Source organism: Micromonospora sp. NPDC005979 (assembly GCF_040614415.1).
GTDB lineage: Bacteria > Actinomycetota > Actinomycetes > Mycobacteriales > Micromonosporaceae > Micromonospora.
On sequence record NZ_JBEXUR010000002.1, the window covers coordinates 461414 to 487732 of the forward strand.

The window sequence follows — 26319 nt, forward strand, 5'->3', positions numbered from 1 at the left end:
TCCTGGTTGTCCTTTGCACTGCTTCCACCGACGCAACACTTTCCGCACCGCACTGTCGCCTGGAGGGAAGCAGAGCAAAGGACTGACTGCCAGGCCGCCATGAGTCCAACACCTGAAGCAGACTTGAGGTCAAGCGCGGACGGTCAAGCCGCGAATCGCGGGTCGAGCCGCGCGGTCGACGGTCAGGCGCCGGTGGACGGCCCGACGCCGGGGGATTCGACCAGCCGGGACAGCACGATGGTGCTGCGGGTGGACGTCACGAACGACTCGGCGCGCAGCCGTTCGAGGGCCGCCTCGAGGTGGGCGATGTCGGCGGCGCGTAGGTGCACCAGCGCGTCCGCCTCGCCGGAGACGGTGTACGCGCCGACCACCTCGGGGTGCCGGCGGGCGGCCACGCCGATCTGCGCCGGGGTGGTCCGGCCGGCGCAGAACAGCTCGACGAACGCCTCGGTGGTCCAGCCGACGGCGGCCGGGTCGACGACGGCCGTGAATCCCCGGATGACGCCGGTGGCGCGCAGTCGGTCGACCCGGCGCTTGACCGCCGGGGCGGAGAGTGACACGCGGGTGCCGATGTCGGCGTACGACGCGCGGGCGTCGGCGACAAGCAACGCAATGATCCGCTGGTCAACGGCGTCTATCTGCAACGTTCCGCCTCTGGGAAGCAATGGTTGTGGCTGTTACCAAAGTTCAACGATACCTACTCTTGGTGACCGTGAACCAGCAGCGAGTCCCGCGAAAGCGGACATATCTCATGTGCTCGCCCGAGCATTTCGCGGTCGAGTACGCGATCAATCCGTGGATGGACGTGACCACCCCGGTCGACCGGGACCTGGCCGTCAAGCAGTGGGACCGACTGCGCGAGACGCTCGTCGGTCTCGGCCACGAGGTGCACCTGCTCACGCCGGAGCCGGGACTGCCCGACATGGTGTTCGCCGCCAACGGCGCCTTCGTGGTCGACGGCAGCGTCTACGGCGCGCGGTTCAAGCACGAGCAACGGAGCGCCGAGGCCGCCGCGCACCACGCGTTCTACGAGCAGCAGGGCTGGCGGTTCATCGCGCCGAGCGAGACCAACGAGGGCGAGGGCGACTTCGCGTACGTGCCGGAGGCGCACGGCGGACTCATCCTGGCCGGGCACGGCTTCCGTACCGAGATCCCGGCGCACGCCGAGGCGCAGGAGGCGCTGGGTCGGCCGGTGGTGTCGTTGCGGCTGGTCGACCCGCGCTTCTACCACCTGGACGTGGCGCTCGCCGCCCTCGACGACGCGAACGTCGTCTACTTCCCCGGCGCGTTCTCCGCGGCCAGTCAGCGCGTCCTCACGCAGCTCTTCCCGGACGCGGTGATCGCCGACGACGAGGACGCGTTGGCCTTCGGGCTCAACCTGGTCAGCGACGGCGCGAACGTGGTGCTCAACAGCGAGGCCACCCGACTGGCGGGCAAGCTCAAGGCCGCCGGTTACACACCGGTGCCGGTGGAGCTGGCCGAGCTTAAGAAGGGCGGCGGCAGCGTGAAGTGCTGCATCGCCGAACTACGGCACTGACCCGAACGGCGCCGTACAGCAGGGGCCGGCCTCCCGTGGGGAGGCCGGCCCCTGCTTCGTCCGGTGGGCGCCCGTTCTAGCCCAGCGTGGCCAGCTCGTTGATCAGCACGTTCGACATGACCTGACCGTCCTGCTGGACCTCCCGCAGGTACCACTTCTGCTGCGGGGTACGCGGCTGGTTGAACTGCCAGATGCCGCGCGGGCTGTCGATCTGGCCGATCTTGCCCAGCGCCAGGTTGACCTGCTGCGGGGTGGGCGTGCCGCCGGTCAGCTGGATGGCCTGGTCGAGCACCTGGGCCGCGTCGTACGACGCCATCGCGTAGGTCGTCGGCGTGCTCTGGTGCTTCTTGCGGTACGCCGAGGCGAAGACCCGGTTCGACGTGTTGTTGAGGTCGGCCGAGTAGTTCAGGGCGGTCTGGATGCCCAGCGCGTCCCGGTCCAGGCTGTCCAGCACGGCGCCCTCGGTGAGGAAGCCGGGGGCGTACACGGGCCCGGAGAACTGGTCGCGCAGCTGCTTGATGAACTCGACGGCGGCCGCACCCGCGAAGAAGCAGAACACGGCGGTCGGCTTCTTGCGCAGCGCCTTCTCGATGTCCGCCGCGTAGGTGGTCTTGCCCGGGTTCGGGGTGGGGCTGGTGTTGGTCACCGGGTCGGCGATGCGCGGGTCGGTAGGGCCGAACTCCTGCTTGAAGCCCCGCACGACGTCGGGGCTGCCCACGTTCTCCGGCATGATGATCGCGATCCGGCCGTTCGCCGGGAGCTGGTCGCGCAGGTAGCGGCCGAGCGCCCGGCCGGCCTCGTCCAGCACGTACGAGGTACGCCAGATGTAGACGACGCTCTGCAGGCTGCTCGGGGAGGCGTTCGACCCGATGAGCGGGACTCGGGCGTCCTCGATGGTGTCACGGATGCCCACCATCACCGACGAGTTGACCACGCCGGTGAGCGCCAGCACGTTCTGCTTGAGGAGCTGGTCGACGGCGGCCTTGCCGGTCTTGGCGGTCTCGCCCTCGTCGGCGGTGAGCAGCTCGACCGGGTGCCCACCCAGTTGTTGGTTGTGCAGGTCGAGGAAGAGTTGGAAGCCGTTGGTGATGTCGTCACCGATGGACTTGAACCCGCCGGCCTTCGGCGCGATCAGACCGATCTTGATCGCGTTCTTGGCGACGGTCGGCTGGTCGCCGGTGTCGGAGCCGCACGCGGTGGCGAATCCGGTCGTACCGAGCGCGGCCAACAGTTGGAGCGCCCGCCTGCGATTCATCTGCGACACCGAGTTCCCTTCCAGGAGCGTTGCAGGGCGAACAGCGCCCCTCCGGCGTTCTACCTGGTCGGCGACGCTGCGTCAATGGCTATAGATCATCGTGCAGGGACCGCAACACATCCCGCACCTGGGGCCACGCCGTGGACTCTGGGTCGATCAGCCCGAAATGCTCGCATCCGGGCAGTTCAACAAGGGAAATATCGGATCCCACGGTACGAGCGGCCGCCACGAAATCCCGGCTCATCGAGACCGGCACCTGTTCGTCAAGTGAGCCATGCATCACTACCGTGCGTGTTGGCATCGGTACCAATGACCGTGGATCGGCCGCCACGTACCGGTCCGGCACCTCCCCCGGACCGCCACCGAGCAGCGCGGCCACCGCGCCGGAGTCCAGGTCCAGCCGGTACGCCTCGGCGAGATCGGCCACCGGGGCCAGGGCCAGCACCCCGCCCACCGTCGACGGCGCGGTGGCCGCCGCGTACAACGCCAGGTGGCCACCGGCGGAATGACCGATCAGGATCGGCGCGGCACCGCTCACCCGACCGGGCAGCGCCCGCGCGACCAGCGCCGGCAGCGCCGCGATCCCGGCGAGGGCGTCCGTCAACGTGCCCGGCCAGCCACCGCCCGGTTGCCCGGTACGCCGGTACTCCAGCTGCGCCACCGGGTACCCGTCGGCCGCGAGCGCGGCGGCCAGCGGTCCGGTGTGCCGCCGGTCGTACTCGGCCCGCCAGAAGCCCCCGTGCACCACGACGACCAGCGGCCGGGCCGGCCCGGAACCGGCTGGGCGGCGAAGGTCGGCGATCTGGTCGGGGTGGTCGCCGTACGCCACCGTCCGGTCCGGCGCGGGCGCCGGCCGGGTCAGCACCGCGCGTGGGTCGGCAGACATGGCGCGACCGTAGCGCGCCCCGCCCGGGTGGTTCGGCCCAGGGGAGTCGGTCCCGGGCGGCGTGGTCCGGACCTCCTGGGTAAAGATGGACTCCATGACCGCTGAGCAGAACGACCAGCCCGGCCCCGACGACTCCGGCCACTCCGGCACCGTGGTGGTGGTCGGACCGGACGGGCGGCCGATCGGCGCCGTGCAGACCGAGGAGGGCCACGGTGAGGACCCGACCCGCCTGGTCGAGCAGCCGGCCAAGGTGATGCGGATCGGCAGCATGATCAAGCAGCTGCTGGAGGAGGTCAAGGCCGCCCCGCTGGACGACGCCAGCCGGCACCGCATGCGGGAGATCCACGAACGCTCGATCGTCGAGCTGAAGGAGGGTCTCGCGCCCGAGCTGCGCGACGAGTTGGAGCGGATCTCGCTGCCCTTCACCGAGGACAAGGCGCCCAGCGAGAGCGAGCTGCGCATCGCGCACGCCCAGCTCGTCGGCTGGCTGGAGGGCCTGTTCCACGGCATCCAGGCGGCCCTGGTCGCCCAGCAGATGGCCGCCCGGGTCCAGCTTGAGCAGATGCGCGGCGGCCGGCAGGCGCTGCCCAGCGGCCCCGGCGGGGTCGTCCCCGGCATGCCGGGCATCGGCCAGCCGGGCGGCGGTGAGGGTCACAACACCGGCCAGTACCTCTGACCGGTCACTGGACCCCGAAGACCTTCTCCAAATACGCGGCCACGCCGTCCTCGGAGTTCGAACCGGTCACCTCGTCGGCGACCGCGAGGACGGCGGGGTGCGCGTTGGCCACCGCCACGCCGCGCCCCGCCCAGCTCAGCATCGGTACGTCGTTCGGCATGTCGCCGAAGGCGACCACGTCCGCCGCGGCCACGCCGAGCCGGTCGCAGTACCAGTCGAGCCCGGCTGCCTTGGTCACCCCGGCCGCGGAGATCTCCACCAGCCCCGAGGACGACGAGTGCGTCGCCTCGGCCAACCCCTGCAACGCCCTGGCGACCAGCGCCGCGAACGCGTCCGGGTCCTGCTCGCCGGCACGGGCGAGGAGCTTCACCGCTGGCACGGAGAGCAACTCCTCCGGCGTCTCGATCGGCCGGATGGCGTCGGCGTCGGCATCCCAGCGCAGCGGGTAGTCCGCCTCGTGACGCATCTCCCGGCTGTCCAGGATCTCCACGGCGAAGCGGATGCCGGGCACCTCGGCGCGCAGCCGGCGGGCCACCTCCACCAGGTGCTGTGGCGCGAGCGGGTCGGCCCGCAACACCTCGTCGTTGAACGGGTCGTAGACCACGGCGCCGTTGGCGCAGACCGCCGGCAGGGGCTCGGTCAGCTGGTCGTACACCATCTTGAGCCAGCGGACCGGGCGGCCGGTGACCAGCACGACCGGCGTGCCTCGCGCGGAGATCCGCGCGAGCACGTCGGCGGTGTGCGCGCTTACCGTGTGGTCGTCGCGGATCAGCGTGCCGTCGATGTCCGTGGCTACCAGCCGGGGTGTCTCTCCCATCATCGGGAGAGTAGTCGGTCCAGATACACCGCCACCCCGTCGTCATCATTACGCAGGGTCACCTCGTCGGCCGCCGCGCGGACGTCGGGGTGAGCGTTGGCGACCGCCACCCGCGACCAGCCGGCCCACTCGAACATCGGCAGGTCGTTGGGCATGTCGCCGAAGACCAGCACGTCGGCCGGGTCGACCCCGAGCGTCTGCGCCACGACGGTCAGCCCGGTCGCCTTGTCCACCCCGGGCGGGCAGATCTCGATGAAACCGAGCCCGGCCTGGGTGAGCGTGGCGACCTGCGGCTCGACGATCCGGCGGGCCACCGCCAGCAGTTCGTCCACGTGGTGGTCGGCGGTCCTGGCGAACGCCTTGAGCACGTCACAGGAGAGGCACTCGTCGCGGGTACGCGCCTCGAACCGGTCCTGGTAGGGCCAGCTCGGGTGGTAGTCACCCCAGAGCGGGGCATCGTGCTCGTCGGACGCCTCGACCATCACGGTCAGCGGGCCGACCTCGGCCTCCAGGTCGGCGAGCAACCGGGCCAGCACCTCGGCGGGCAGGCGCTCGTCGCGCAGCACCACCGGGCCGGCCGGGTCGCTCTGGTCGACCACACGTCCGCCGCCAGCCATCACCAGAAAGTCGGCGGCGCGGATGTCGTTGCGGGTCAGCTCGGTCAGGCGAGGGCCGCGTCCGGTCGCGCCGACGACCGGAATACCGGCGGCCCGCACCCGGTCGAGCACCCCATGGGTGTACGCGGAGACGGTGTCGTCGCTGCGGACGAGTGTTCCGTCGAGGTCGGTCGCGATCAGCTTGGGCAGTCCCGGGCGGGTCATCGTTCCTCCTTCGCCCGCCGCCGTCGCAGCCAGCCGTGCGGTCCTGGTCGAGACCCGGCGTGACGGCGGGCAGCAACCGTACCTCGCGGAAAGGGTCGCAACCATGGCTTCCCGGCGAATCGGGCACCAACGCGCGGCACCCGAGAGGTGTCCAACCCCGCCCTCGCGCCCGTCCCGCGCACTCGCCCCTCGCCCCGTCGATCTTGCACTTTCGGCGGCTGATTTGTTGGCTTGTGCGTCTTATGTGACGACAGAAACCGCAAGATCGGCGCGGTGGTGCGGTGGTGCGGTGGGGTCAGGGGTCAGGTGGGGTTTTCGGGGCGGGCGAAGGGGGTGGCTGGTTCCACCGTCAGGTCGGCGGGGGGAGGTAGGCCGTCGTCGAGTGGACCCGGGTGCGGGCGGCGACGCCAGGACCGCATCGCGGGTACGTCGGCGGCCCGGGCATCGTCGTCAGCCGGCCCCGCCGACGCGCGGGTCGGTACGGCCCCCGCCAGTCGCAGGGCGGCGGCGAAGAGGACGCACGCGACGAACGCCAGCACGAGACCGCGGCCGTACTCGACCCGGAACTCTTCCTCGGGCGAGTAGAGAAGGGCCCGCTCCCCGGTGTCGTGGAGCGTCGCGGCAGCGGCGACCAGCAACGCCAGGAGCGCGCCGGCCAGCGTGAGGCCGACCAGCCGCGCGTTCGCACGAACCGCCGCCGTGCCCCCCAGCGCCAGGGCCACGGCGCAGGCCAGGCCGAGCAGGCCGGCGAGATAGGCGACCCCGAAGCCACCGATTTCGGACACGCTGGCGGGCACCTCGATCGTGTTGGGCCCTTCGGGCCCGCCGCTCGGGACGGTCGTCAGCAGCCACTCGCCGATCATCGACGCGATCCCGGCGACCGCACCGAGGCCGGCCAGCAGCAGCGGCAGGCGAGGGTCACGGGTCAGGCCGACCAGGGGATTACCGAAGCGGCGTGCCCGCGCGGGCTCGTCGGCGCCCCACTCGATCACAGCCGGCGCGTCGGGCGAGTCTCCCTGGCGCGGAACGGGCAGATCCTCGGGCATCGGCCATCCCTCCGCCGGTCGCGGGCCTGCGTCGAATCATGGCACAGCCCCCGGTCGTAGCGCTGCCGTCGACACCGCGCGCCCGCCCACGTCCGCCGCGCGGCCGATCACGGTGACGGGAATCGCAGGGCGGTCGTCGGTGCCGGTCGGTCGCCCGCAGGTCACGTATCCGCTAGCGTTCTCAACATGCCTATCCGTACCGCTTCCGCACAATGGCAGGGCAATCTCACCGAGGGTTCCGGCACCGTCCGGACCGGTAAGGGCGGCCTGTCCGGCAACTACTCCTTCAAGTCGCGCTTCGAGGAGGGCGAGGGCACCAACCCCGAGGAGCTGATCGCCGCCGCGCACGCGGGCTGCTTCTCGATGGCGTTCTCGAAGGCCCTCGCCGACGCCGGCACCACGCCCACCTCGGTCGAGACCACCGCCAAGGTCCACCTGGACAAGACCGACGCCGGGTTCAGCGTGACCCGGATCGACCTCGAGACCGTCGGCCAGGTGCCCGGGGTCGACGAGGCGGAGTTCCAGAAGCTCGCCGAGGCCGCCAAGGCCAACTGCCCGATCTCCCGCCTGCTCTCGCCGGGCGCCGAGATCACCCTCACCGCCCGCCTGGCCGCCTGACCCGGCGACCCGCACACGTGGACCCCGGCCCGGGTCGCCGAGCGCGACCCGGCCGACCGGTCCCGCATCGGGCAGAATGAACGTCGTGCCGGTGGAGATGACCCGCGAGCGCTTCGAGGAGCTGGTCGCTGACGCCCTCGACGAGGTGCCTGAAGAGCTTCTCGGCCTGATGAACAACGTGGTGATCCTCGTCGAGGACGACCCACCGCCGGGTGAATCCGACCTGCTCGGCCTCTACGAGGGGCACGCGCTCACCAACCGGGGCTGGGACTACTCCGGCGTGCTGCCGGACCGGATCTTCATCTACCGCCACCCGATCCTGCGGATCTGCGACAACGACGAGGACGTCGTCGACGAGGTGGCGGTGACCGTGGTGCACGAGATCGCCCACCACTTCGGCATCGACGACGAGCGGCTGCACGCCCTGGGCTGGGGCTGACGCGCCAGCCGGTGAACCGATCGCCTCCGGTTGCCGTGGTCACCTACGGTCGATGCAGCGATCGCGACCATTTCAGGAGGCACCTTTCATGCGCAGCGAGCTGTTCTCGGCGGAGAATCTGGAGAAGGAGTCGGCGCAGGCGGGCATGCGTCTGCAGAACTCCAAGATGTTGAAGATCGAGCTCAACGGCGAGGCGATGGCCCGAGTCGGCTCGATGGTCGCCTACCAGGGCAACGTGCAGTTCCAGGCCCTGGGCTCCGGCGGCCTCGGCAAGTTCCTCAAGCAGAAGCTCACCGGCGAGGGCGTCCCGCTGATGAAGGTCACCGGCCAGGGTGACGTCTTCCTCGCCGAACTGGCCAAGGACGTCCACATCATCGACCTGGAGCCGGGCGACGCGCTCTCCATCAACGGTTCCAGCGTGCTCGCCTTCGACTCCACCCTGCAGTACGACATCAGGATGGTCGGCGGCGCCGGCATGGCCTCCTCGTCCGGGCTGTTCAACTGCGTGTTCAGCGGGTACGGCCGGATCGCCATCACGACCAAGGGCACCCCCGTGGTGCTCAACGTGGACGCCCCGACGTACGTCGACCCGCAGGCCGCCGTCTGCTGGTCGGCCAACCTCCAGACCGGCTACCACCGTGCCGAGCAGCTCGGTCTCGGCACGCTGCTCGGCCGGCGCACCGGCGAGTCGTTCACCATGAGCTTCGCCGGTCAGGGCTTCGTGGTGGTGCAGCCGTCCGAGGAGCCGCCCGTCATGGGCAGCGGTCAGCAGCAGCAGGAGGGTGGCCTGCTCGGCGGCCTGCTGAGCTGAGCGCCGATCCGGGTGGGGCGCGCTCCGGAGCACCCCACCCCCAGGGCCCCGGCGTTCGGCCCGGTCAGCTCATCTCGCCGGTGCGTAGCCGGGCCAGCCAGGCCGCCGCGTCGGCGTAGTCGACGTCGGACAGGCCGGCCGGCGCGGGCACCCGCCGCTCGCCGGCCTCGACCCAACGGTGGCGGGGATAGGACCCGAGGAAGCGGACCTCCGCGCACACCCGGCGTAGCCCCTGCAACGCCTCACCCAGGCGTACGTCGGCCACGTGCCCGGTGCAGTCGAGGAAGAAGACGTACCGGCCCAGCGCCTCACCGGTCGGGCGGGACTCGATCCGGGTCAGGTTCACCCCGCGTACGGCCAGCTCGACCAGCACCGACAGCAGCGCGCCCACCCGGTCGTGAGCGATGTAGACGGCCAGCGAGGTGAGGTCATCGCCACTCGGCGGTGGAGGTGGCCCGGGACGGGAGACCAGCACGAACCGGGTCACCGCGTCGGGGTGGTCGGCGATCTTGTCGGCGAGCAGCGCGAGCCGGTGCCGGGCCGCCCCGATGGGCGCGCAGATCGCCGCGTCGTACTCGCCGGACCCGGCGCCGGCGGCGGCCGCGCCGTTGGAGAGGACATCGACGACCGTCGCATCGGGCAGGTGGTCCCGCAGCCAGCCCCGGCACTGGGTGGACGCCTGCGGGTGTGCCGCGATGGAGCGGACCGCCGACAGCGCGGTGCCCGTACGGGCGGCGAGCACGAACTCCACCGGCAGGACCACCTCGCGGGTGATCACCAGCGGCTCACCCTCGACGATCTCGTCGAGGGTGACGCCGACCGCCCCGCCGATCGAGTTCTCCAGCGGTACGAGCGCCGCGTCGGCCTCTCCGGCCCGGATACTGTCGAGCGCCTCCCCGACGCTGCGAGCCGGCGTACGGGAGCCGTGCTCGGCTGCTGGGATGGTGCGCAGGGCCTGCTCGGCGAAGGTGCCCTCGGGGCCGAGGTAGACGTAGCGCGTAGGCGGTGTTCCGGGCATGCCGCCCAGACTACGCACCCGGTCCGACCGCTGGAGATGGATCGCAGGCGAGCGTACGGATTCCGGCCGGCCCGGTGGCCCGGACCTCGATGGTGCACACGTCGGTGCCGGCCGTGACCAGTTGCAGAGCCGTCGGCCCGCCCTGGGTGACGACCTGAAGCTCCTCGTGCCCGGTCACCTCCAGCACGGTGTACTGCCAGTCCCCGGCGCACAACGGGCCGGTGCGGACCCGGACCCGGACGTTGTCCGGGAGCACCGAGGCCGGTCCGCGCAGCAACTGCACCACCCGCTGCCCGGTCGGCCCGTTCCGGCAGGCCGTCGCCACCAGGCCCGGCTCCGGGGTGGCCGCGCCGGTGGCGGGTGGCGGTGCGGTCGGCGCGGTCGAGGGTGTACCCGTCGCGACGCCGGTCGGGCCCGACGGCCTGGGGCTGCTGGCTCCGGTGGGCACGCCGGCCGGGTCACGCAGTTCCGGAGGTGCTCCGCAGCCGGTCAGCGCTCCGATGGTGAGAAGCGCCAGCAGCGCCGCCCACGCGGGCGCGGTGGGGGCGGACGGGCGGCGGGGTGGGCTGAACGGCACGGGCCGGTCCTCGGGACATCGGGATACGTCGCGGCCGGGGTGGCCGAGCCCATCGTAGGGCGAGCGGTCGGCCGGGTGAAGCTCAGCCGAGGACGCGGTGTCCGGCGCGCACCAACGCGGTCGTGCCCTCGGTCAGTCGGACGGCCGGCAGCAGCACGTAGTCGGTGTCGAAGGTGGAGAAGGTGACCACGCTGACGCGGGCCGCGGCGAGTGGGTCCACGAGCGCCGCGAGTGTGCCGGTGCCGTCCACGCCCGCCGGACCGGCGACGCGGAGGCAGCGCCAGGTGGTCTCCGCCACGGCCTCGTCGGGCAACCGATCGGCCGGGCAGATCACCGAAATCCCGTCGGCGGTCCAGCTCACCGTGACCACGTCGGCGCGACCCAGCCCGCTCGACAACCCTTCCGGCAGGGCGGTGCCGCCACCCAGCCGGCACACGGCGTACTCCCCCGGCAGCAGAGTGATATCGAGCATGAGGGCACCCTACGGCGTGGAACCGAGCCCGCCCGGGCATCGCCGCGTGCGGCGAACACCACATCGCGCCGCAGGTCAGACCTCGGAGAAGAAGGTGAGCGAGCCCGCGACGACGCCGTCGGAGAGCACCGGCGTGGAGATCGCGTCGACCGTCGCGTCAGGCCCGCCGCCGGAGGCGGCCTGCACCCGCAGCAGGCCCCGGGCGAGCCGGCCGGAGGAGAGCGCCAGCAGGGGCGGAATCTTGTCGATCTCGGCCTCGGTCAGCTCGCCGCGGTTCGCGGTGAAGTCGAGCAGGCGAAGGCCGCCGTCGAGCAGTGGACGCCCGATCAGGCCGGCGGGCTCGCCCAGGCAGAGCAACGCGCAGCCGGCGGTGGAGATGGCCATCACACGGGTGTCGGCGTCGATCAGCAGGCAGGGCTCGTCCGCCCGCCCGACTGTCGAGGACCACTGGCCGACATTGTCGAACTCAGACTCTGTCGAGGCTCGGGCCGAGGGCACGAACACTTCTGAGAGCGAGAGTTCGACGTGGGCCACCGCGCCTCCTATGTACAACGACGGACTGTCCACGCTAGCCGGTCGACGACGGATTCACCGAGCGAGCCGGGTCACCGCGCCGCAGCGGAGAACTCCGGGCGGCCGGCGACGGCGCGGGAGCCGGTGGGTAGGTGGGGGACCGGGGCCGCGTGGCGTCGCCGGTGACGTTACCGGCGGTGGGCCGCCTTGTCAGCGGCCGTTCGGCCCTCCTCGTACCACCGGTAGTCGGCCGATGGACGGTACGTGCCGTTCAGCCAGGTGCTCGGGTGCTGTGCCACCCGTGCCAGCTTCTCGGCCGTGGTCGGGCTGATCCGGTTGCCACCGGCCACGAGGAGCCGGTCCAGCTCCCGGTGGGTGGCCATCAGACAGTCCTTCGGCAGGCCGTAGACGCTGATCACGCCGGAACCCACGAAGGTCAGCACGGGCGTCACCGGGATGGTCAGCCCCACCGCGTCGGAGAGGGCCTTGCTGGCCCGCTTGGCGTCCCGGCGGGCCTCGGTCACGTACGGGGGCCGCTTCCCGTTGATCTGTACGACGTCCCCGGCGACGAGCACCCGGGCCCGGCCGTGGTCGGCGATGGTCACCGCGAACAGACCGCTCGGCCCGATGGCGAGGAAACCGGCGCGGTCGTCCTGAGCGCGGTCGAGCAGGACGTCCGCCACGTCGGTGCGGGGCCACTCGATGACGTGCCAGGAAGGCCCGAGGTGGTCGAGTTGACCGAGTGCCCGCGCGCCGGCCGCCTCCAGCCGACGGGCGCCCCGCTCGGCACGGCGGCGTCGGGCCCACTCGAGCGGTGTGGGGCGGACCGGTTCGAGAGCCCCCGGCGCCTCGACGCGGGGGTGGGGCACCGCGATGGGCGGCAGTGCCCGTGCGGTTGGTACGGCTCGTCGTGCGGGAAAGACAGTCATCGCGACCTCCGGCAAAAGGTCCCTCGAAGTTATGTCCTCACTACCCTACGTTGCCACTGTGGGTGTTCGGCAAGCCGGAACGCCGGAGTGACTGTGGATGAATGCCATATTCATCCACAGTTCTTTTCTCGGATGCCGCCAAACCCTGCCCTACGCTGCGGGAGTGACCCACTACGTCGACAGTGAAGTCGGCCGGCTCGGCACCGTCCTGCTGCACCGGCCCGGCCCGGAACTGGCCCGGCTCACCCCGCGCAACAACGACTCGCTCCTGTTCGACGCGATCCCCTGGGTCGGCCGCGCCCAGGAGGAGCACGACGCCTTCGCGGCCGCGCTGCGCGAGCGCGGGGTCGAGGTGCTGTACCTGGCCACCCTGCTGGCCGAGACGCTTGCCGTCGAGGACGCCCGCGCCGAACTGACCGAGCAGGTGCTGCGCTCGCGCCGCCTCGGCGACACGCTCCGCGCCCGGGTCGCCGACCACCTCGCCTACCTGGACCCGGCCGCGCTGGCCGACGTGCTGACCGCCGGGCTGGCCCACGAGGAGCTGCGGATCAGCTCGGAGCGGCCGGGCGGTCTCGTCTACACCCTGATGGACCGGCACGACTTCGTCATCGACCCGCTGCCCAACCTGCTCTTCACCCGGGACTCGTCGCTGTGGATCGGCGACCGGGTCGGTGTCACCAGCCTCGCCATGCCGGCCCGCCGGCGGGAGACCACCCTGACCGACGCCATCTACCGGCACCACCCCCGGTTCGCCGGCACCGAGTTCGTCTACCGCCCCGACCTGGAACACCTGGAGGGCGGGGACGTGCTGCTGCTCGCACCCGGCGTGCTGGCCGTCGGGGTCGGTGAGCGGACCACCCCGGCGGGCGCCGAACGCCTCGGCCGGCAGGTCTTCGCCGCCGGCCTGGCCCACACCATCCTGGTGGTGCCGATCGCCCAGAAGCGCGCCACGATGCACCTGGACACCGTCTGCACGATGGTCGACGTCGACGCCGTCCTGATGTATCCGAACATCGCCAGCACGCTCTCGGCGTACACCGTCATCGCCGGCGCGGACGGCGAGGACCCACGGGTGGACGGCCCGGCGCCCTTCCTGCGAGCCGCCGCCGACGCGATGGACCTGGACCAGCTCCGGGTCATCGACACCGGCCTGGACCCGGTGACCGCGGAACGGGAGCAGTGGGACGACGGCAACAACACCCTCGCCCTCGCGCCCCGGCTGTGCGTCGGTTATGAGCGCAACACGGAGACCAACGCGCAGTTGGAGCGGGCCGGCATCGAGATCATCCCGATCGCCGGTTCGGAGTTGGGCTCCGGCCGGGGAGGCCCGCGCTGCATGTCCTGCCCGATCGTCCGCGCCCCTTTGAAGGAAGGGGCCCCTGCTAACGCCTAGTGCCTAGCAAGGGCCCCTTCCTAACGCCTCAGCGCAGGGTGAGCTGGCGGCCGAGCAGCCCCTGGCGGGCGCGCCGGCCGGCGGCGTCCAACGCCTCGGTGTTGGCGAGAGCCTCCGCGTACCGCTTGGCGAACTGCGCCACCGGGTCCTCCCACTCGATCGCCGGAGTGTCCTCGGGGAGGTCCCAGACGGGTACGAGCCGGCCGTGGGCGCGGAACATCCCGGCGAACTTGGTCTGCTCGCCGAGCGTCAGCGTGCCGGCCGCGCCGAGCCGGGCCAGCGCGTCGAGGGCGGCGTCCTCGTCGTCGGGCAGCACCCAGCGCACGTGCGCCTTCTCGGGGACCTGGCACCAGTACGCGGCCTTCGCGGAGGTCATCCGGACGGTCGGGTAGATGGCGGCGTTCGCCCGCTCCAGGGACGCCTGGACGCCCGGGTCGTCGGTCGCGCCGGGATCGAGCCAGAACTCGAACCCGTCGTGCATGCTGATCTCCAGCGGGCCGTCCACGAGGATGTCCTGAAGTCGCGGCCCGGGGCCGGGCAGCGGCGGCACGGACACCTGGCCGCCCGGCTCGGTGCGCAGCGCGCTGAGGAGCGCTTCGGCCAGGTCCCGGGAGACATCGCCGGACTGCTGGTGACGCTGCAGACCGATGAGCACCTGGCCGTCCGGCTTGCTCACCGCCGGCGCCGCCATCGGCAGCACCGTGGCCAGGGTCGCCGACCGGTCGCCGAACTCCTCGACCAGGGCGGGCGCCAGTCGCAGCGGGGCGGACGCGGCGGGCACCAGCTCGCGCAGCGCGATCCACTCGGGCTCGTCGACCAGGCCCTCGAAGGGACGCGGCACGAAGACGTCCCGCACCTTCTCCCGACGGGGAGTGGTGTCGGTGGCTGCTCGCTGGCTCTTTCGACGCTTGCTCACGGCGTCACAGCCTAGAGCCCTCGGCCTCGTGCCGTGGCCCGGACCCGCCACCGGGGCCAGGGCCTGTGTCAGAAGAACTGCCCGGCCTCTGCCTCGGTTCGACCGCCCTTATGGAACAGGCCCTACTTCGCCGCGACCAGCCGGGGAGTGGGGTCGAACTCCGCCCAGACGCGCTGGCCCATGCCGTCCCGCTCGACGCCCCAGCGGGTCGCCAGTCCGGCCACGATGTGCAGGCCGCGCCCGTCCGCCGCGTCGAGGCCGGCGGTGCGGATCCGTGGGCCGGTGGCCGCGCCGCCGTCGGTCACCCGCAACTGGATCCGTGGGCCGTCGGCGGACGGTCGCAGCCGCCAGGCCACCCGGACCACGCCGCCGGGCAGCGGGTGGGCGTGCCGGACCGAGTTGCCCACCAGTTCGGCGAGCACCGCGATCAGATCCGCGAGGAGCGCCGGGGGCACGACGTCCGCCAGGTCGTCGGCGAGCCGATGCCGGGCCAGTCGTGCGCCGGCGGGGTGGTGGGGAACCACCACGCACCACGCCCGATCCCTCGCCGCCGTCGCCACCGTCGCCTCCACGTCGCGCCCCGCAGGTCAACCGCGCGGTAGCCGCACCTCTGCGACCGTACCGCCGTCGGTCCTCGGACGTAGGGATACCCATCCATTCTGCTGTTCAACGATCCGGCGGACGAGATAGAGGCCGAGCCCCGCTCCGGGGTAGCCGCGCCGGTCACCGGACTCGCCCTGCCAGAACCGGTCGAACGCCCGTTCCACGTGCTCCGGCCGGATGCTGATGCCGCGGTCGCTCACCCGGAACGCGACCAACTGACCGTCGACCCCGGCCGTGATCTCGATGGGGGAGCCCGGTGGCGAGTACTTGCCCGCGTTGGTCACCAGCTCGGTCAGGACGGTGGCCAGGCTGGGACGGTGGCCGAGCGCCTTGGGCAGGTCGACGGGCAGGCGGAGCGTCAGCCGGTGTCGCAGCTCCGCCGGCAGGTCCACGACCGCCGCGCGCAGCGCCGCACCGAGGTCGAACGGGGTGGGCGGCTCGTCCGCGGGCCCCGTCTCCGCCGCCGAGGAGAGCAGCCGGTCGACCAGCCGGGCCAGTTCGTTGGCGCGCTGCCCGATCACCCGGGCGGCCTGCCGCCGGTCGCCGTCGGTCAGCGACTCCCAGTGGTCGGTGAGGGTGTCCGCGTACCCCTTGATGACGGTGACCGGCGTGCGTAGCTCGTGGCTGGTCACCGCGACGAACAGCTCCCGGTCGTGATCGCGGCGCTGCTGGTCGGTGATGTCGCGGAAGGTGACCACCCGCAGCGCGCCCGGGCCGGGCAGGTCGCCGGAGGTGATGCGCAGCCAACGCCCGTCCGGCAGCCGGTGGTCGCGGACCTGGCCGGCGGGCGGCAGCGGGAACGGCAACGGCCGGTTCAGGGCCTGGTCCGTCGTACGTCCGGTGACCTGGACGGCGGCCGGGTTCCACAGCCGGACGTGCCCGTCCCGGTCGACCACCGCCAGCCCGTCGGCGAGCGCCGCCACCACCGGCCCGTCGCCGTGCACCGGCAGTCCGCTCTGGTCGCCGTACATGTGCGCCACGCACGAGGCCAGATACTCGATGGCCCCCTGCTGTTCGGCGCCCGGCTCGTCGTCGCCCGGATAGAGGGCGTGCAGGCTGCCGACGGTGTGACCGCCGATCTCGGCCCGGGACACCACCATCCGGTGCAGGCCGCTGCCGGCCAGTTCGGCGGCGAGCTTGCCGCTCAGATCGGTCACCCGGACCTGGCTCACCCGGGGTCCGGAGAGCAGGCGGACCGTGTCCGGGTCGTCCGCCGCGAGCGGGCGGCCCAGCGCCCACTCCGCCGCGCCGGTGGCCGCGATCACCCGACCGCCCGTCGGACCGAACTCGACGAACGCCATCCCGCTCGCGCGCAGCGCCGGTTGGGTCATCCGGAGGAGTTGGGTGAGGACCGGCAGGCCCGCGTCCCCCGCATTGATCATCTCGATCACGACGGTGTGGCCGGCGAGAAGAGCGGGAAAATCGATACGCTCCGGCATGTGCCGAGTCTGCCCCGCCGGCCCGGCTTTCGGCACCCCCGGTTGTCGCACAGGCGTCGGCCCGCTCGCCTCGACAGGCCCGTTCAGCGGTCCCGCCGAGCAAGGACGTGCGCCGGTCGGTCCGTGATGATCCCGTCCACCTCCTCGGCCAGCACCATCTCCACGTCGGCCGGCTCGTTGACCGTCCAGACGTACACCTGGTTGCCGGCGGCGCGCAGCGCGGGCAGCAGGTGGGGGCGGGCCCGGAGCAGGCCGATGCCCGGGCCGGCGATGCGGGCGCCGAACGGCAGCCGGCCCAGCCGCAGCCAGGGTGGAAGCACCTCCAGCAGCAGCACCGTGGGCAGCGCCGGAGCCAACTCCCGGATCCGGCGTACGGCCAGCGGGGAGAACGACATGACGGTCACCTGGACCGGGTCGTCCGGTGCCGGGTCGACCAGCCCGTACTGCCGCAGCAGGTCGACCAGCCGCCGCTCCACCAGCGAGCCGAAGCGGGACGGATGCTTCGTCTCGACGAGCAGCCGGACGGGCCGCCCGGCGGCGAGCACCGCGTCGAGCAGCCGGGCCAGGGTCAACAGCCGGGTGTGCGACTCGTCCGGCGGAAGGTCACCGCTCGGCGCGCCGGCCGGATGCCACGAGCCGAAGTCCAGCGCGTCCAACTCGGCGAGAGTCCGTGCGCTGACCAGCCCGCGACCGTTGCTCGTACGGTCCAGCCGCCGGTCGTGTACGCAGACCAGATGACCGTCCCGGGTCAGCCGGACGTCGCACTCCAGCCCGTCGGCGCCTTCGTCGAGGGCGCGCAGGTACGCGGCGAGGGTGTGCTCCGGAAGGTCGTACGAGGCGCCGCGGTGCGCGAAGACCAGTGGCCCGCCCATTCCGCCCGCCTCAGATGACCTGGCCGGGCTGCCCGTTCGCGTCGACCACTGGCCGGCCGACCGCTGCCCACTGGCGCATCCCGCCGTCGGCGTTGCGTACCTGCCCCCAACCGTTGTTGATCAGGTAGGCGACGACCTGGGCGGATCGTCCACCGGAGCGGCAGATGACGGCCACGTCCCGGTCGGTCGGCACCTCGGCCAGCCGCGCGGGCAGCTCCATCATCGGCAGGTGGTGAGCGGTGGGGGCGTGGCCGGCCGCCCATTCGTCGGCCTCCCGCACATCGAGCAGGTAGGTGTCGTCAGCGATCTCGGTCACGGGCACGGTGGGAACCTGGGGTCCGAACACAGGAAGCAACACTAGATCCTCGGGGGCCGGATCGGCACCGACCCGGCCGTCGCCACGGTCACAACCGGGTCACCCAGCGCGGGTTGGCCTGCGCCCAGTCCGGTACGCGGGTGCCCCGGACCGCCTCGAACAGCCCGTTGCCACCGTTGTCGAGCACCACGTACGAGACCTGGTCGATGGTCTGCGGGGACGAGGGCACCTGGACGCCGCGCATTCCGTCGGGCGGCAGCGCGCGGAGCGCGAGGAGTAGATCCTCAAGGGGTACGCCGTTGGTGTCGACGGTCAACGAGCCGCCGACCGCCCGGAGCACCTGGTCCAGCTTCACGGGATTGTTGCGCAGGTCGGCGTCGCCGGCGCTGTCCAGCAGAGCCCGCAGGAGTTGCTGCTGGTGGCGCTGCCGGTCGTAGTCGCCCCCGGGCAGGTCGTAGCGCTGCCGTACGTAGTCCAGCGCCTGTGCCCCGTCCATCCGCTGGCAGCCGGTCCGGAAGAGCCGGTTGGTGTGGATCGAGCGCACCTCGGTGTCGACGCACATCTGCACGCCGCCGAGGAGGTCGATCACTTTCCGGAAGCCGGAGAAGTCGATCAGGGCGGCGCCGTCGAACCGGATGCCGGTGAGCCGGTTCAGGGTGGTGGAGAGCAGTCGGGCGCCGGCCGATCCGCCGCCACCGTGCTCGTACGCGGCGTTGATCTTGTCGGGGCCGCCGCCGAAGCCGTTCGCCGGCGGGATGGCGACCAGCAGGTCACGCGGGATCGAGACCAGGTACGCCGCGCGCCGCCCGGCGGGTACGTGCACGATGAGGATGGTGTCGGAGCGCTGGTCCGGCTCGCTGCTGCCGGCACGTTTGTCGGTGCCGATCAGGAGGTAGTTGAGCGACCCGTCCAGGTCGGTCCGGTCGCTGCGGGCGTCGGCGTCGAGCAACTGCTCCTTGGTGACCGTACGGTCGTACCGGTGGGTCAGTGTCTTCAGGCCCGCCACCGCGAGCCCGGCCAGCAGGACGAGGGCCAGTCCGACGCCGAGCAGGAGGCGTGGCCAGCGAGCGCGGCGCGACCCGGCCGGGTGTGCCCGGCCGGCCGCGTTCCGTCCCCACCTGGACGTGACCGCCTCCCCGCAGCCGATACGTGAACCTTGCTCACGTCAGGCTACGGTGAGTGACGGGACGGTCGCCGGGCTTTCCGCGACTTGGCCACGCCCGGCCGTCACTTCCGGCCGGAGATCACCTCGGGGTGGGTGAAGACGAACTCGGCGAGCTTGTCCTGCTTGACCGCCTCGAACATCTCCATCGTCTCCGCGCTCAACGCCTCACGGTTGTTGCCGTTGCCGTTGAAGCTGCCGTTGTTGGTCTTCAACATGGTCAGCTCGTTCGCGGTCACGCCGCGCATGGTGAAGATGAAGTTCTCGATCGGCACGCCGCCGGTGTCCAGGACGAACGCCTTGCCGGCCGCCTTGATCAACGAGTTCAGCTTGGCCGGGTTGGTCAGCATGCCGCCGTCGGTGGCCTTGCGCGCCATCGCCTTGATCAGCTGCTGCTGGTTCTGCTGCCGGTCGTAGTCGCCGCCGGGGAGGCCGTACCGCTGCCGGGCGTAGTCGAGGGCGGCCCAGCCCTCCATCTCCTGGCAGCCTTTCTTGTGCACCACCGGGGTCATCGACTTGCCTGTCTTCTTGGCGTCCGCGTTCCACATCGGCTTGCCGTCGACGAACGACATGTGGTGCGACTTGACCTCGTGGCTGACACAGATCTTGACCGTGCCCAGCGTGTCGATGACGTTCTTGAAGCCACCGAAGTTGATGATCGCCGCGCCGTCGAAGCTGACGCCGGTGAGGCGCTTGATCGTCTGGGCCATCAACTGGGCGCCACCCTCCCAGCCGCCGCCGCCGCGGGCGCCGGCCTGGAAGGCAGCGTTGATCTTGTCGGTGCCACCGGGGAAGCCGCTCTTCTTGAACGGGGGGATCTGCGCCTCGGTGTCGCGGGGGATCGAGATCAGGTACGCCTGGTCGTGCGAGGCCGGGATGTGCAGGATGATGATGCTGTCCGACCGGACGTCGTCGGCGGCCCAGCGTTCCCGGGCGTCCACGCCGAGCAGCAGCATGTCGATCGGCCCGTCCAGGCTCGCGCCACCCTCGGCGTCGGTCTTGCCGGCGTCGCCGAGCAGGTTGCGCTGGGCGATGTCGCCGGTGGCCTGACCGACCAGCACCTTCGTGCCGACGATGGCCACCCCGCTGCTGAGCATCAGCACCGCACCGAAGATGACGGTGAGGCGGGCCCAGAGCGGGTCCTTGCGCCGGGGCCGCTTCTTCGCCGGCCCCTTGCCGCCCGTCCGGCTGTCGCCACCACCCGGCGGGCGACCGCCCGGGCCACCGCCCGACGGGCCGGGCTGCACCGGTATGGACGCGGCGATCCGGCCGCTCGGCGCGGCGGATCCGGTGGACGAAGGGCGACGGCTGGCCTGAACCGGCATTCGTGCTCCAGCTCGTGATCAGGAGGGGGCGGCCCCACTGTACGTACATCAATTCGACTTTGCGAGTTCATCTGGACTCAATTGGGACGACAGGTCCCGTCAACCGGGCGATCGGTCGCACTCGATCACCGAAACGGTGAGTGCGCCTCACGTTGGGTTGACCGCCGCAGCCCCCGCGCTCAGCCGCCGTCGGAGTTCTTCGGCGGATTGGCCTTCACCCAGTCCGCCATCGTGTCCGCCGACATGGCCTTGTACATCGCCAGCGCCTTCTCCCGGTCCGAGACCACCACCGACTCGCCGTTGATCGTGTCGCTGCCCGAGTTCGGGCTGGTCAGGAACGTGAGGTTCTCGCCGCGCAGGCTCCGGAACTGCACTGCCATATCGGTCAACGAGAAGCCCTGGTCGACGGTCACCGCCGCGGTCACCGACTTGAGGAAGTCATTGAGCTTCTTCGGGTTCGCCAGGGTTCCGGTGCTGGCCGCCTTGTCCATCAGCGCACGCAGGAAGTCCTGCTGGTGCCGCATCCGGGCGAAGTCGCCGTCCGGGAACTGCTTGCGCTGCCGGATCCAGTCCAGCGCCTCCGCGCCGTCCATGTGGTTGGTGCCCTTGGTGAACGTCCGGTACGGCTTGTGGATCGAGGTGATCGTCCGCTCCACCTTCAGGTCCACCCCGCCGAGGGCGTCGGTGACCTCCTTGAACCCGCCGAAGTCGATCGCCATGACGTGGTCGATCCGGACGTCGCTGAAGCATTCGACGGTACGGACCGCCAGCGGCAGGCCACCGAAGGCGAACGCCGCGTTGATCTTCGCGCGCTGGCCGGAGCCGCAGTCCGCGCCCGCGCTCTCCGGGATGGGCACGTACAGGTCGCGCGGGATGGAGACCAGGTACGCCTCCTTATGGTCGGCCGGGATGTGCATCACGATGATGGTGTCGGCCCGCCACTGGCTCTTGGTGTCGACGGGCGCGTCCGGGTCCCGCGAGTCGCTGCCGACCAGCAGGATGTTCAACGCGCCGTCGACCGGCTTCGCCGGCCGGCCACCGGTGATCTCCGCGAAGGGATCGGTGCGGGCCAGGTCGTTGTTGAGGTTGCGCGCGTAGAGCCACGCGCCGAGGCCGCCGAGCAGCGCCAACACCAGCACCGCGATGCCCGCCACCAGGCCGATCCGCCCCCAGCGTGGGCGGGGACCACGCCGTCCCGACCCGCCGACGCCACCCGGCCCGCCCGGTCCCGCCGGGCCGCCGGGGCCGACCTGCCGATCGTCGTACGACGGGTAGAAGCGCGCCTCGGCCGGACGCGCGCGTCCGGAGGCGCCCCGGTCGGGGCCGGGCACCGAGGCGCGCCCGGCGCTGCGGTGCAGGTACGGCTGGGGAACGCCGGCAGAGGTCGCTGACATGCAAATCAGGGTACGTAGCGGGAGCCACTACCGCCCTCAGGTGACACTCAGCGATCGGCGGTCCGCCGCGAGCCGGTTACCCTAGCCGCGCCCGGAAGTACTCGATCGTGCGTCGCAGGCCGTCTTCGGGCGTCACGGCCGGCTCGTATCCGAGCAGTTCACGGGCGAGGGTCAGGTCGGGCCGGCGCATCTCCGGGTCGTCCGCGCTGCGCGTGATGTACGTCACCTCCGAGCTGCTGTCGGAGAGCGACACGATCAACTCGGCGAGTTGCCGCATGGACATCTCGTGCTCGGTACCGCAGTTGACCGGGCCGGTCTCGGTCGAGTCGAGCAGCAGCAGGATGCCCCGCACCAGATCCTCGACGAAGCAGATCGACCGGGTCTGGTTGCCGGTGCCGTGCACGGTGATCGGCTCGTCGCGCAGCGCCTGGGAGATGAAGGTCGGGATGGCGCGACCGTCGTCCGGGCGCATCCGCGGGCCGTACGTGTTGAAGATCCGCACGATCGCGGCGTCCAGCCCCCGGTACCGGTGGTACGCCATGGTGGCCGCCTCGGAGAAGCGCTTCGCCTCGTCGTAGACGCTGCGGACGCCGATGGGGTTGACGTTGCCCCAGTAGGTCTCGCGCTGCGGGTGCTCCTTCGGGTCCCCGTACGCCTCGCTGGTGGAGGCCATCAGGAACCGGGCGCCGTCGGCGACCGCGCGGTCCAGCAGGTGCAGGGTGCCCACCGAGCCGACCCGGAGGATCTCCACCGGAAGCTGGGCGAAGTCGGTGGGGCTGGCCGGCGAGGCCATGTGCAGGATCGCGTCGAAGCGCTCGGTCAGCGCCGGGTGGTGCGTCGGCAGACCGTCGGAGATGTCCGCCTCGACCAGGGTGAAGGTTGGCCGGTCCAGCAGGTGGGCGACGTTCTCCTTGGAACCCGTGACGAAGTTGTCCAGGGCCACCACCGTGCAGCCACGGGCGATCAGCGAGTCGACCAGGTGCGACGGAACGAAACCGGCGCCGCCGGTGACGAGAACGCGGTGACCAGACCCGAAGCGCTCAGCAACCTTCATACCGGTCAGCCTACCGACCGAAGGAAGGGCCCCCTGCTAACGCCTGGCGTTAGCAGGGGGCCCTTCCTAACAGCTAGCGCGTCAGTGGGCACCCGCGCCGGTGAGGGAGCGGACCTCCAGCTCGGCGTACTTGTCCTCGTCGTGCTCCTTCGAGATGAGCGTGCCGACGAACCCGCAGAGGAACCCGAACGGGATGGACAGGATGCCCGGGTTGGACAGCGGGAACCACTGCCAGTCGTGGTCCGGGAACATCGACGTCGCCGCGCCCGACACGACCGGGGAGAAGAACACCAGCACCACGGCCGAGATCAGACCGCCGTAGATCGCCCACACCGCTCCGGAGGTGTTGAACCGCTTCCAGAACAGGCTGTAGAGGATTGCCGGCAGGTTGCCCGAGGCGGCGACCGCGAAGGCCAGCGCCACGAGGAACGCCACGTTGAGGTTCTGCGCGTAGATCGACAGCAGGATCGAGATCGCGCCGATCACCAGGGCGGAGATCCGGGCGACCCGTACCTCCTGGCGCTCGGACGTCTCGCCCTTCTTCAGGACGTTCGCGTAGAAGTCGTGGGCCAGGCTGGACGAGGAGGCCAGGGTCAACCCGGCGACCACGGCCAGGATGGTGGCGAAGGCGACCGCCGCGATGATCGCCAGCAGGGCCGCGCCACCCAGTTCACCGCCGAAGAACTCCAGGCCGAGCGCCTCGGCCAGCTGGGGTGCGGCCGTGTTGCCGGCCTTGTCCTGCGCGATGATCGCCGGACCACCCACCATCGCCGCCGCGCCGAAGCCGAGGGCCAGGGTGAGCAGGTAGAAGGTGCCGATGATGCCGATGGCCCAGAGCACGCTCTTACGGGCCGCCTTGGCGGTCGGCACGGTGTAGAAGCGGATCAGGATGTGCGGCAGACCGGCCGTGCCGAGCACCAGGGCGATGCCGAGCGAGAGCAGGTCCATCTTGTTGTAGAACGTCTGCGTGGAGTTGCCGGCGACCTCCACCCCGTACCGCAGGCCCGGTTCCAGGAGTTTGTCGCCCTTGCCGGAGGCCGCGGCGGCGGCGCCGAGCAGCTCCGACAGGTTGAAGTGGAACTTGGCGAGGACCAGCACGGTCATCAGCAGCGCGCCGCTCATCAGCAGGAACGCCTTGACGATCTGCACGTACGTGGTGCCCTTCATGCCACCCACGGTCACGTAGATGATCATCAGGGCGCCGACCATGATGATGGTCGCCACCTTGGCCGTGGCGGCATCCATGCCGAGGAAGGTCGTCCCGGGCTTGATGCCGAGCAGCAGCGCGACGAGCGCGCCGGCGCCGACCATCTGGGCGAGCAGATAGAAGATCGAGACGGTGATGGTGGAGACGGCGGCCGCCGTACGCACCGGCCGCTGCCGCATCCGGAACGCCAGTACGTCGGCCATCGTGTACCGGCCGGAGTTGCGCAGCAGCTCCGCGACCAGCAGGAGGGCCACCAGCCAGGCGACCAGGAAGCCGATCGAGTAGAGGAAGCCGTCGTAGCCGTAGAGCGCGATGATGCCGGCGATGCCGAGGAACGAGGCGGCGGACATGTAGTCGCCACCGATCGCCATGCCGTTCTGGAATCCGGAGAAGGACCGGCCGCCGGCGTAGAAGTCGGTGGCCGTCTTGGTCTGCCGGCTGGCCCAGATGGTGATGCCCAGGGTCACCGCCACGAACACCAGGAACAGCGTGATGGTCAGGTTGCGGGCCGTGTGGTTACCAGCCTCGGCCGCGAGGAGCAGGTCAGCCGCGTGGACCGTCGTCATGGGTCACCTCCCCGATCTCGGCACGGATGCGGTCGGCGACCGGGTCGATCTTCCGGTCGGCGTACCGGGAGTAGAGCCAGGCGATCAGGAACGTCGAGACGAACTGGAGCAGGCCGAAGACCAGGGCAACGTTGATGTTGCTGCCGAACAGCTTCGTGCCCATGAAGTCCCGGGCGTACGCGGAGAGAATGACGTAGAGCGCGTACCACAGGAAGAACGCGACGGTCATCGGGAAGACGAAGCCGCGCAACGCGCGCCGCAACCCGGCGAACTCGTCTGACTGTTGTACGGCCAGGTACTTGTCCGGCTGGGAAGCGGTCGGCGCGGGTGTGTCCGTGGACATCTGTGGATCACCACCTTCACAGGCGTCGGGGGTAGTTGCGCGCACCGTAGGAGGCACGCTCCCCGACGGGGAAGGTCGAGATCGACGCCGGTCGCCGAGTGCGCCGAGCGGTTGGCTGGGTGCGCCGAGTGACGCACGTCACCCCGGTGACCGGTCGCGCTCCCGGGCCCCTGGTCAGCCCGGCAGCTCGTGGTACCGCCCCCGGTAGTGCAGCAGCGGCGTGGTGTCCTCGACCAGGTCGACGGCCTCGATGGTGGCCTCCACCAGCAGGCCCCAGCCGTACTCCCGGGCAGTGTCCAGCCGGCACCCCGCCCAGCCGCCGGCGTCGGACGGCACCGGCCCGTAGGGCGTGTCGGTCCACCCGCCGGTGGCGAAGAGTCCTCCCGGGGCGGGAAAGAGGCCGGCGAAGCGGTCGGCGAGCTGCCGGTGTGACGGGCCGAGCGGCGCGACGGCGAACCGGCCCGCCTCCTCGACGGCCGCCCAGAGGTCGGACTCCGGGTCGATCAGCCCGAGCAGTCGGTCCGGCTCCCCCTCCGCGACCAGTGTCGACGACACCGTCAGACCCGCCGGGCCGGGTGCCGTCCAGAGGGTGACCGGCGCGGCGAGCCGACCCCGCAGCCGACGGGCGGGCGACCGTTGCCCGGTCGGCACCGCGAACGGATCGGTGTGGTGGATCTCGGCACCCGGCTCATGATTCACGTGAAACATTGTGCCGCCCCGTCCGCGTACCCAGCCCAGGAAGCGTGCGTGCAGGTCGGCGGGTCGCCCGTTCACCCGGGCGAGCTGATCGCCCGCCTCCGCCATCAGCGTCCCCAGGTAGAACAGCAGCGCCGTTCGGTCGCCCCGGTACTCGGCCAGCAGCGCCAGCCGCGCGGGTTGGCAGGGCCAGTGCGCGCCGCAGCCCCGACACCGCCACAGCGGTCGCATCGGCAGGTGCGGCCGACTCACTCCGCACCGCCGGCGGCTGGCGGGAGGCAACACTTCGGTGAGCGTGATGCCGGTGAGTCATCAAGATGACTGACAGGCATCACGGTCGTTTGGGTGACAGGTCCCCGCGCGAGACGCGCCGCACCGCCGCGTGCCGGCTCGATCGCGCCCGGCACGGCCGTCGCCGCCACGTTCCTCATCGAGTACGACCACCGCGTCCCCTGCCCATCGAGGACTGACCCGATCATGAGCGATCCCTCCCGGTGAACGAGGGCCGCCCCGCTCGGGGGATGACCGGGGCGGCCCGACGCAGGACCAACCGCCGGGTCATCGCCTCCACCGGCCGGGCCGCGTGCTCTCCACCCTGGACGGCGCGGCGTGGACACG

At 71.2% G+C, this 26319-nt stretch carries 29 protein-coding genes; 6 read left to right on the plus strand and 23 right to left on the minus strand.

The annotated features are described in order from the left end of the window. Positions 1-182: 182 nt before the first annotated feature. A complete protein-coding gene (locus ABZ272_RS05375; protein ID WP_354814963.1) occupies positions 183-644 on the minus strand; it encodes an Lrp/AsnC family transcriptional regulator in 462 nt (153 codons plus the stop codon). 59 nt (positions 645-703) lie between these two features. On the opposite strand from ABZ272_RS05375, the gene ddaH reads away from it, so the two are divergent. Beyond that, the gene (gene ddaH, locus ABZ272_RS05380) at positions 704-1537 is read left to right on the plus strand and encodes a dimethylargininase (RefSeq protein WP_355048637.1); all 834 of its coding nucleotides are present in this window, start codon (positions 704-706) and stop codon (positions 1535-1537) included. Positions 1538-1613: 76 nt separating this feature from the next. Here the strand turns inward: ddaH and ABZ272_RS05385 are convergent, their stop codons facing one another. Both ABZ272_RS05385 and ABZ272_RS05390 read right to left on the minus strand, forming a co-directional pair. Further along, on the minus strand, positions 1614-2801 hold the full coding sequence (locus tag ABZ272_RS05385) for an ABC transporter substrate-binding protein (RefSeq protein ID WP_355048638.1): 1188 nt from the start codon (positions 2799-2801) through the stop codon (positions 1614-1616). A 79-nt stretch (positions 2802-2880) separates the two neighbouring features. Continuing rightward, positions 2881-3678, minus strand: coding sequence for an alpha/beta fold hydrolase (locus ABZ272_RS05390; RefSeq protein WP_355048639.1), 798 nt, complete (start codon positions 3676-3678; stop codon positions 2881-2883). Between the two features lie 85 nt (positions 3679-3763). On the opposite strand from ABZ272_RS05390, the gene ABZ272_RS05395 reads away from it, so the two are divergent. Then, positions 3764-4354, plus strand: coding sequence for a bacterial proteasome activator family protein (locus tag ABZ272_RS05395; RefSeq protein WP_355048640.1), 591 nt, complete (start codon positions 3764-3766; stop codon positions 4352-4354). A 4-nt stretch (positions 4355-4358) separates the two neighbouring features. On the opposite strand, the gene ABZ272_RS05400 is transcribed toward ABZ272_RS05395, so the two are convergent. The 3 genes from ABZ272_RS05400 to ABZ272_RS05410 all read right to left on the minus strand — a co-directional run bounded on the left by ABZ272_RS05400 (position 4359) and on the right by ABZ272_RS05410 (position 7038). Then, positions 4359-5171, minus strand: a complete 813-nt coding sequence (locus ABZ272_RS05400; protein WP_355048641.1) for an HAD family hydrolase — start codon at positions 5169-5171, stop codon at positions 4359-4361. Continuing rightward, entirely contained in the window at positions 5171-5992 is an 822-nt protein-coding gene (locus tag ABZ272_RS05405) for an HAD hydrolase family protein (protein ID WP_355048642.1), read from the minus strand. Before ABZ272_RS05405 ends, ABZ272_RS05400 begins: the two co-directional genes overlap by 1 nt. Before the next feature lie 302 nt (positions 5993-6294). Next, complete coding sequence (locus ABZ272_RS05410; protein ID WP_355048643.1) at positions 6295-7038, minus strand: hypothetical protein; 744 nt, start codon at positions 7036-7038, stop codon at positions 6295-6297. A gap of 186 nt (positions 7039-7224) precedes the next feature. Between ABZ272_RS05410 and ABZ272_RS05415 the strand changes: the two genes are divergently transcribed. The 3 genes from ABZ272_RS05415 (at position 7225) to ABZ272_RS05425 (ending at position 8906) form a co-directional block, all read left to right on the plus strand. Then, positions 7225-7656 carry an OsmC family protein gene (locus tag ABZ272_RS05415; protein ID WP_355048644.1) on the plus strand — a complete coding sequence of 144 codons (432 nt, stop codon included), beginning with the start codon at positions 7225-7227 and terminating at the stop codon, positions 7654-7656. Between the two features lie 91 nt (positions 7657-7747). Continuing rightward, positions 7748-8095, plus strand: a complete 348-nt coding sequence (locus ABZ272_RS05420; RefSeq protein WP_355048792.1) for a metallopeptidase family protein — start codon at positions 7748-7750, stop codon at positions 8093-8095. Between the two features lie 88 nt (positions 8096-8183). Then, positions 8184-8906, plus strand: a complete 723-nt coding sequence (locus ABZ272_RS05425; protein ID WP_234582643.1) for an AIM24 family protein — start codon at positions 8184-8186, stop codon at positions 8904-8906. Positions 8907-8970: 64 nt separating this feature from the next. Here the strand turns inward: ABZ272_RS05425 and pheA are convergent, their stop codons facing one another. The 5 genes from pheA to ABZ272_RS05450 all read right to left on the minus strand — a co-directional run bounded on the left by pheA (position 8971) and on the right by ABZ272_RS05450 (position 12415). Further along, positions 8971-9924 (minus strand): prephenate dehydratase, encoded by a 954-nt coding sequence (pheA, locus tag ABZ272_RS05430; protein ID WP_355048645.1) that lies wholly within the window; start codon positions 9922-9924, stop codon positions 8971-8973. 10 nt (positions 9925-9934) lie between these two features. After that, positions 9935-10501 (minus strand): hypothetical protein, encoded by a 567-nt coding sequence (locus ABZ272_RS05435; protein WP_355048646.1) that lies wholly within the window; start codon positions 10499-10501, stop codon positions 9935-9937. A gap of 82 nt (positions 10502-10583) precedes the next feature. Then, complete coding sequence (locus ABZ272_RS05440; protein WP_355048647.1) at positions 10584-10973, minus strand: ACT domain-containing protein; 390 nt, start codon at positions 10971-10973, stop codon at positions 10584-10586. Between the two features lie 75 nt (positions 10974-11048). Continuing rightward, a complete protein-coding gene (locus tag ABZ272_RS05445) occupies positions 11049-11507 on the minus strand; it encodes a hypothetical protein (RefSeq protein WP_355048648.1) in 459 nt (152 codons plus the stop codon). A 167-nt stretch (positions 11508-11674) separates the two neighbouring features. Further along, positions 11675-12415: a hypothetical protein gene (locus tag ABZ272_RS05450; RefSeq protein ID WP_355048649.1), complete on the minus strand. Its 741-nt coding sequence runs from the start codon at positions 12413-12415 to the stop codon at positions 11675-11677. Between the two features lie 163 nt (positions 12416-12578). On the opposite strand from ABZ272_RS05450, the gene ABZ272_RS05455 reads away from it, so the two are divergent. After that, a complete protein-coding gene (locus tag ABZ272_RS05455; RefSeq protein ID WP_355048650.1) occupies positions 12579-13808 on the plus strand; it encodes an arginine deiminase in 1230 nt (409 codons plus the stop codon). 28 nt (positions 13809-13836) lie between these two features. Here ABZ272_RS05455 and ABZ272_RS05460 read toward each other — a convergent pair whose 3' ends face one another. The 12 genes from ABZ272_RS05460 to ABZ272_RS05515 form a co-directional block, all read right to left on the minus strand. Continuing rightward, a complete protein-coding gene (locus tag ABZ272_RS05460) occupies positions 13837-14724 on the minus strand; it encodes a DUF5926 family protein (protein WP_355048651.1) in 888 nt (295 codons plus the stop codon). 122 nt (positions 14725-14846) lie between these two features. Next, a complete protein-coding gene (locus ABZ272_RS05465; protein WP_355048793.1) occupies positions 14847-15251 on the minus strand; it encodes an ATP-binding protein in 405 nt (134 codons plus the stop codon). A 60-nt stretch (positions 15252-15311) separates the two neighbouring features. Further along, positions 15312-16766: an ATP-binding protein gene (locus tag ABZ272_RS05470; protein ID WP_355048652.1), complete on the minus strand. Its 1455-nt coding sequence runs from the start codon at positions 16764-16766 to the stop codon at positions 15312-15314. A gap of 83 nt (positions 16767-16849) precedes the next feature. Beyond that, entirely contained in the window at positions 16850-17638 is a 789-nt protein-coding gene (locus ABZ272_RS05475; RefSeq protein ID WP_355048653.1) for a glycerophosphodiester phosphodiesterase family protein, read from the minus strand. A 10-nt stretch (positions 17639-17648) separates the two neighbouring features. Continuing rightward, positions 17649-17984, minus strand: coding sequence for a rhodanese-like domain-containing protein (locus tag ABZ272_RS05480; RefSeq protein ID WP_355048654.1), 336 nt, complete (start codon positions 17982-17984; stop codon positions 17649-17651). Between the two features lie 58 nt (positions 17985-18042). Next, positions 18043-18960 carry an LCP family protein gene (locus ABZ272_RS05485; RefSeq protein ID WP_355048655.1) on the minus strand — a complete coding sequence of 306 codons (918 nt, stop codon included), beginning with the start codon at positions 18958-18960 and terminating at the stop codon, positions 18043-18045. A gap of 221 nt (positions 18961-19181) precedes the next feature. Continuing rightward, entirely contained in the window at positions 19182-20441 is a 1260-nt protein-coding gene (locus tag ABZ272_RS05490) for an LCP family protein (RefSeq protein WP_355048656.1), read from the minus strand. Between the two features lie 179 nt (positions 20442-20620). Further along, a complete protein-coding gene (locus ABZ272_RS05495) occupies positions 20621-21835 on the minus strand; it encodes an LCP family protein (protein WP_355048657.1) in 1215 nt (404 codons plus the stop codon). A 76-nt stretch (positions 21836-21911) separates the two neighbouring features. Then, positions 21912-22889, minus strand: a complete 978-nt coding sequence (locus ABZ272_RS05500; protein ID WP_355048658.1) for an NAD-dependent epimerase/dehydratase family protein — start codon at positions 22887-22889, stop codon at positions 21912-21914. A gap of 81 nt (positions 22890-22970) precedes the next feature. Next, a complete protein-coding gene (locus ABZ272_RS05505; RefSeq protein WP_355048659.1) occupies positions 22971-24662 on the minus strand; it encodes a cation acetate symporter in 1692 nt (563 codons plus the stop codon). Next, complete coding sequence (locus ABZ272_RS05510; RefSeq protein WP_355048660.1) at positions 24640-25005, minus strand: DUF485 domain-containing protein; 366 nt, start codon at positions 25003-25005, stop codon at positions 24640-24642. The genes ABZ272_RS05505 and ABZ272_RS05510 overlap by 23 nt, the downstream gene beginning before the upstream one ends. A 174-nt stretch (positions 25006-25179) precedes the next feature. After that, complete coding sequence (locus ABZ272_RS05515; RefSeq protein ID WP_355048794.1) at positions 25180-25932, minus strand: flavin reductase family protein; 753 nt, start codon at positions 25930-25932, stop codon at positions 25180-25182. Positions 25933-26319 lie beyond the last annotated feature (387 nt).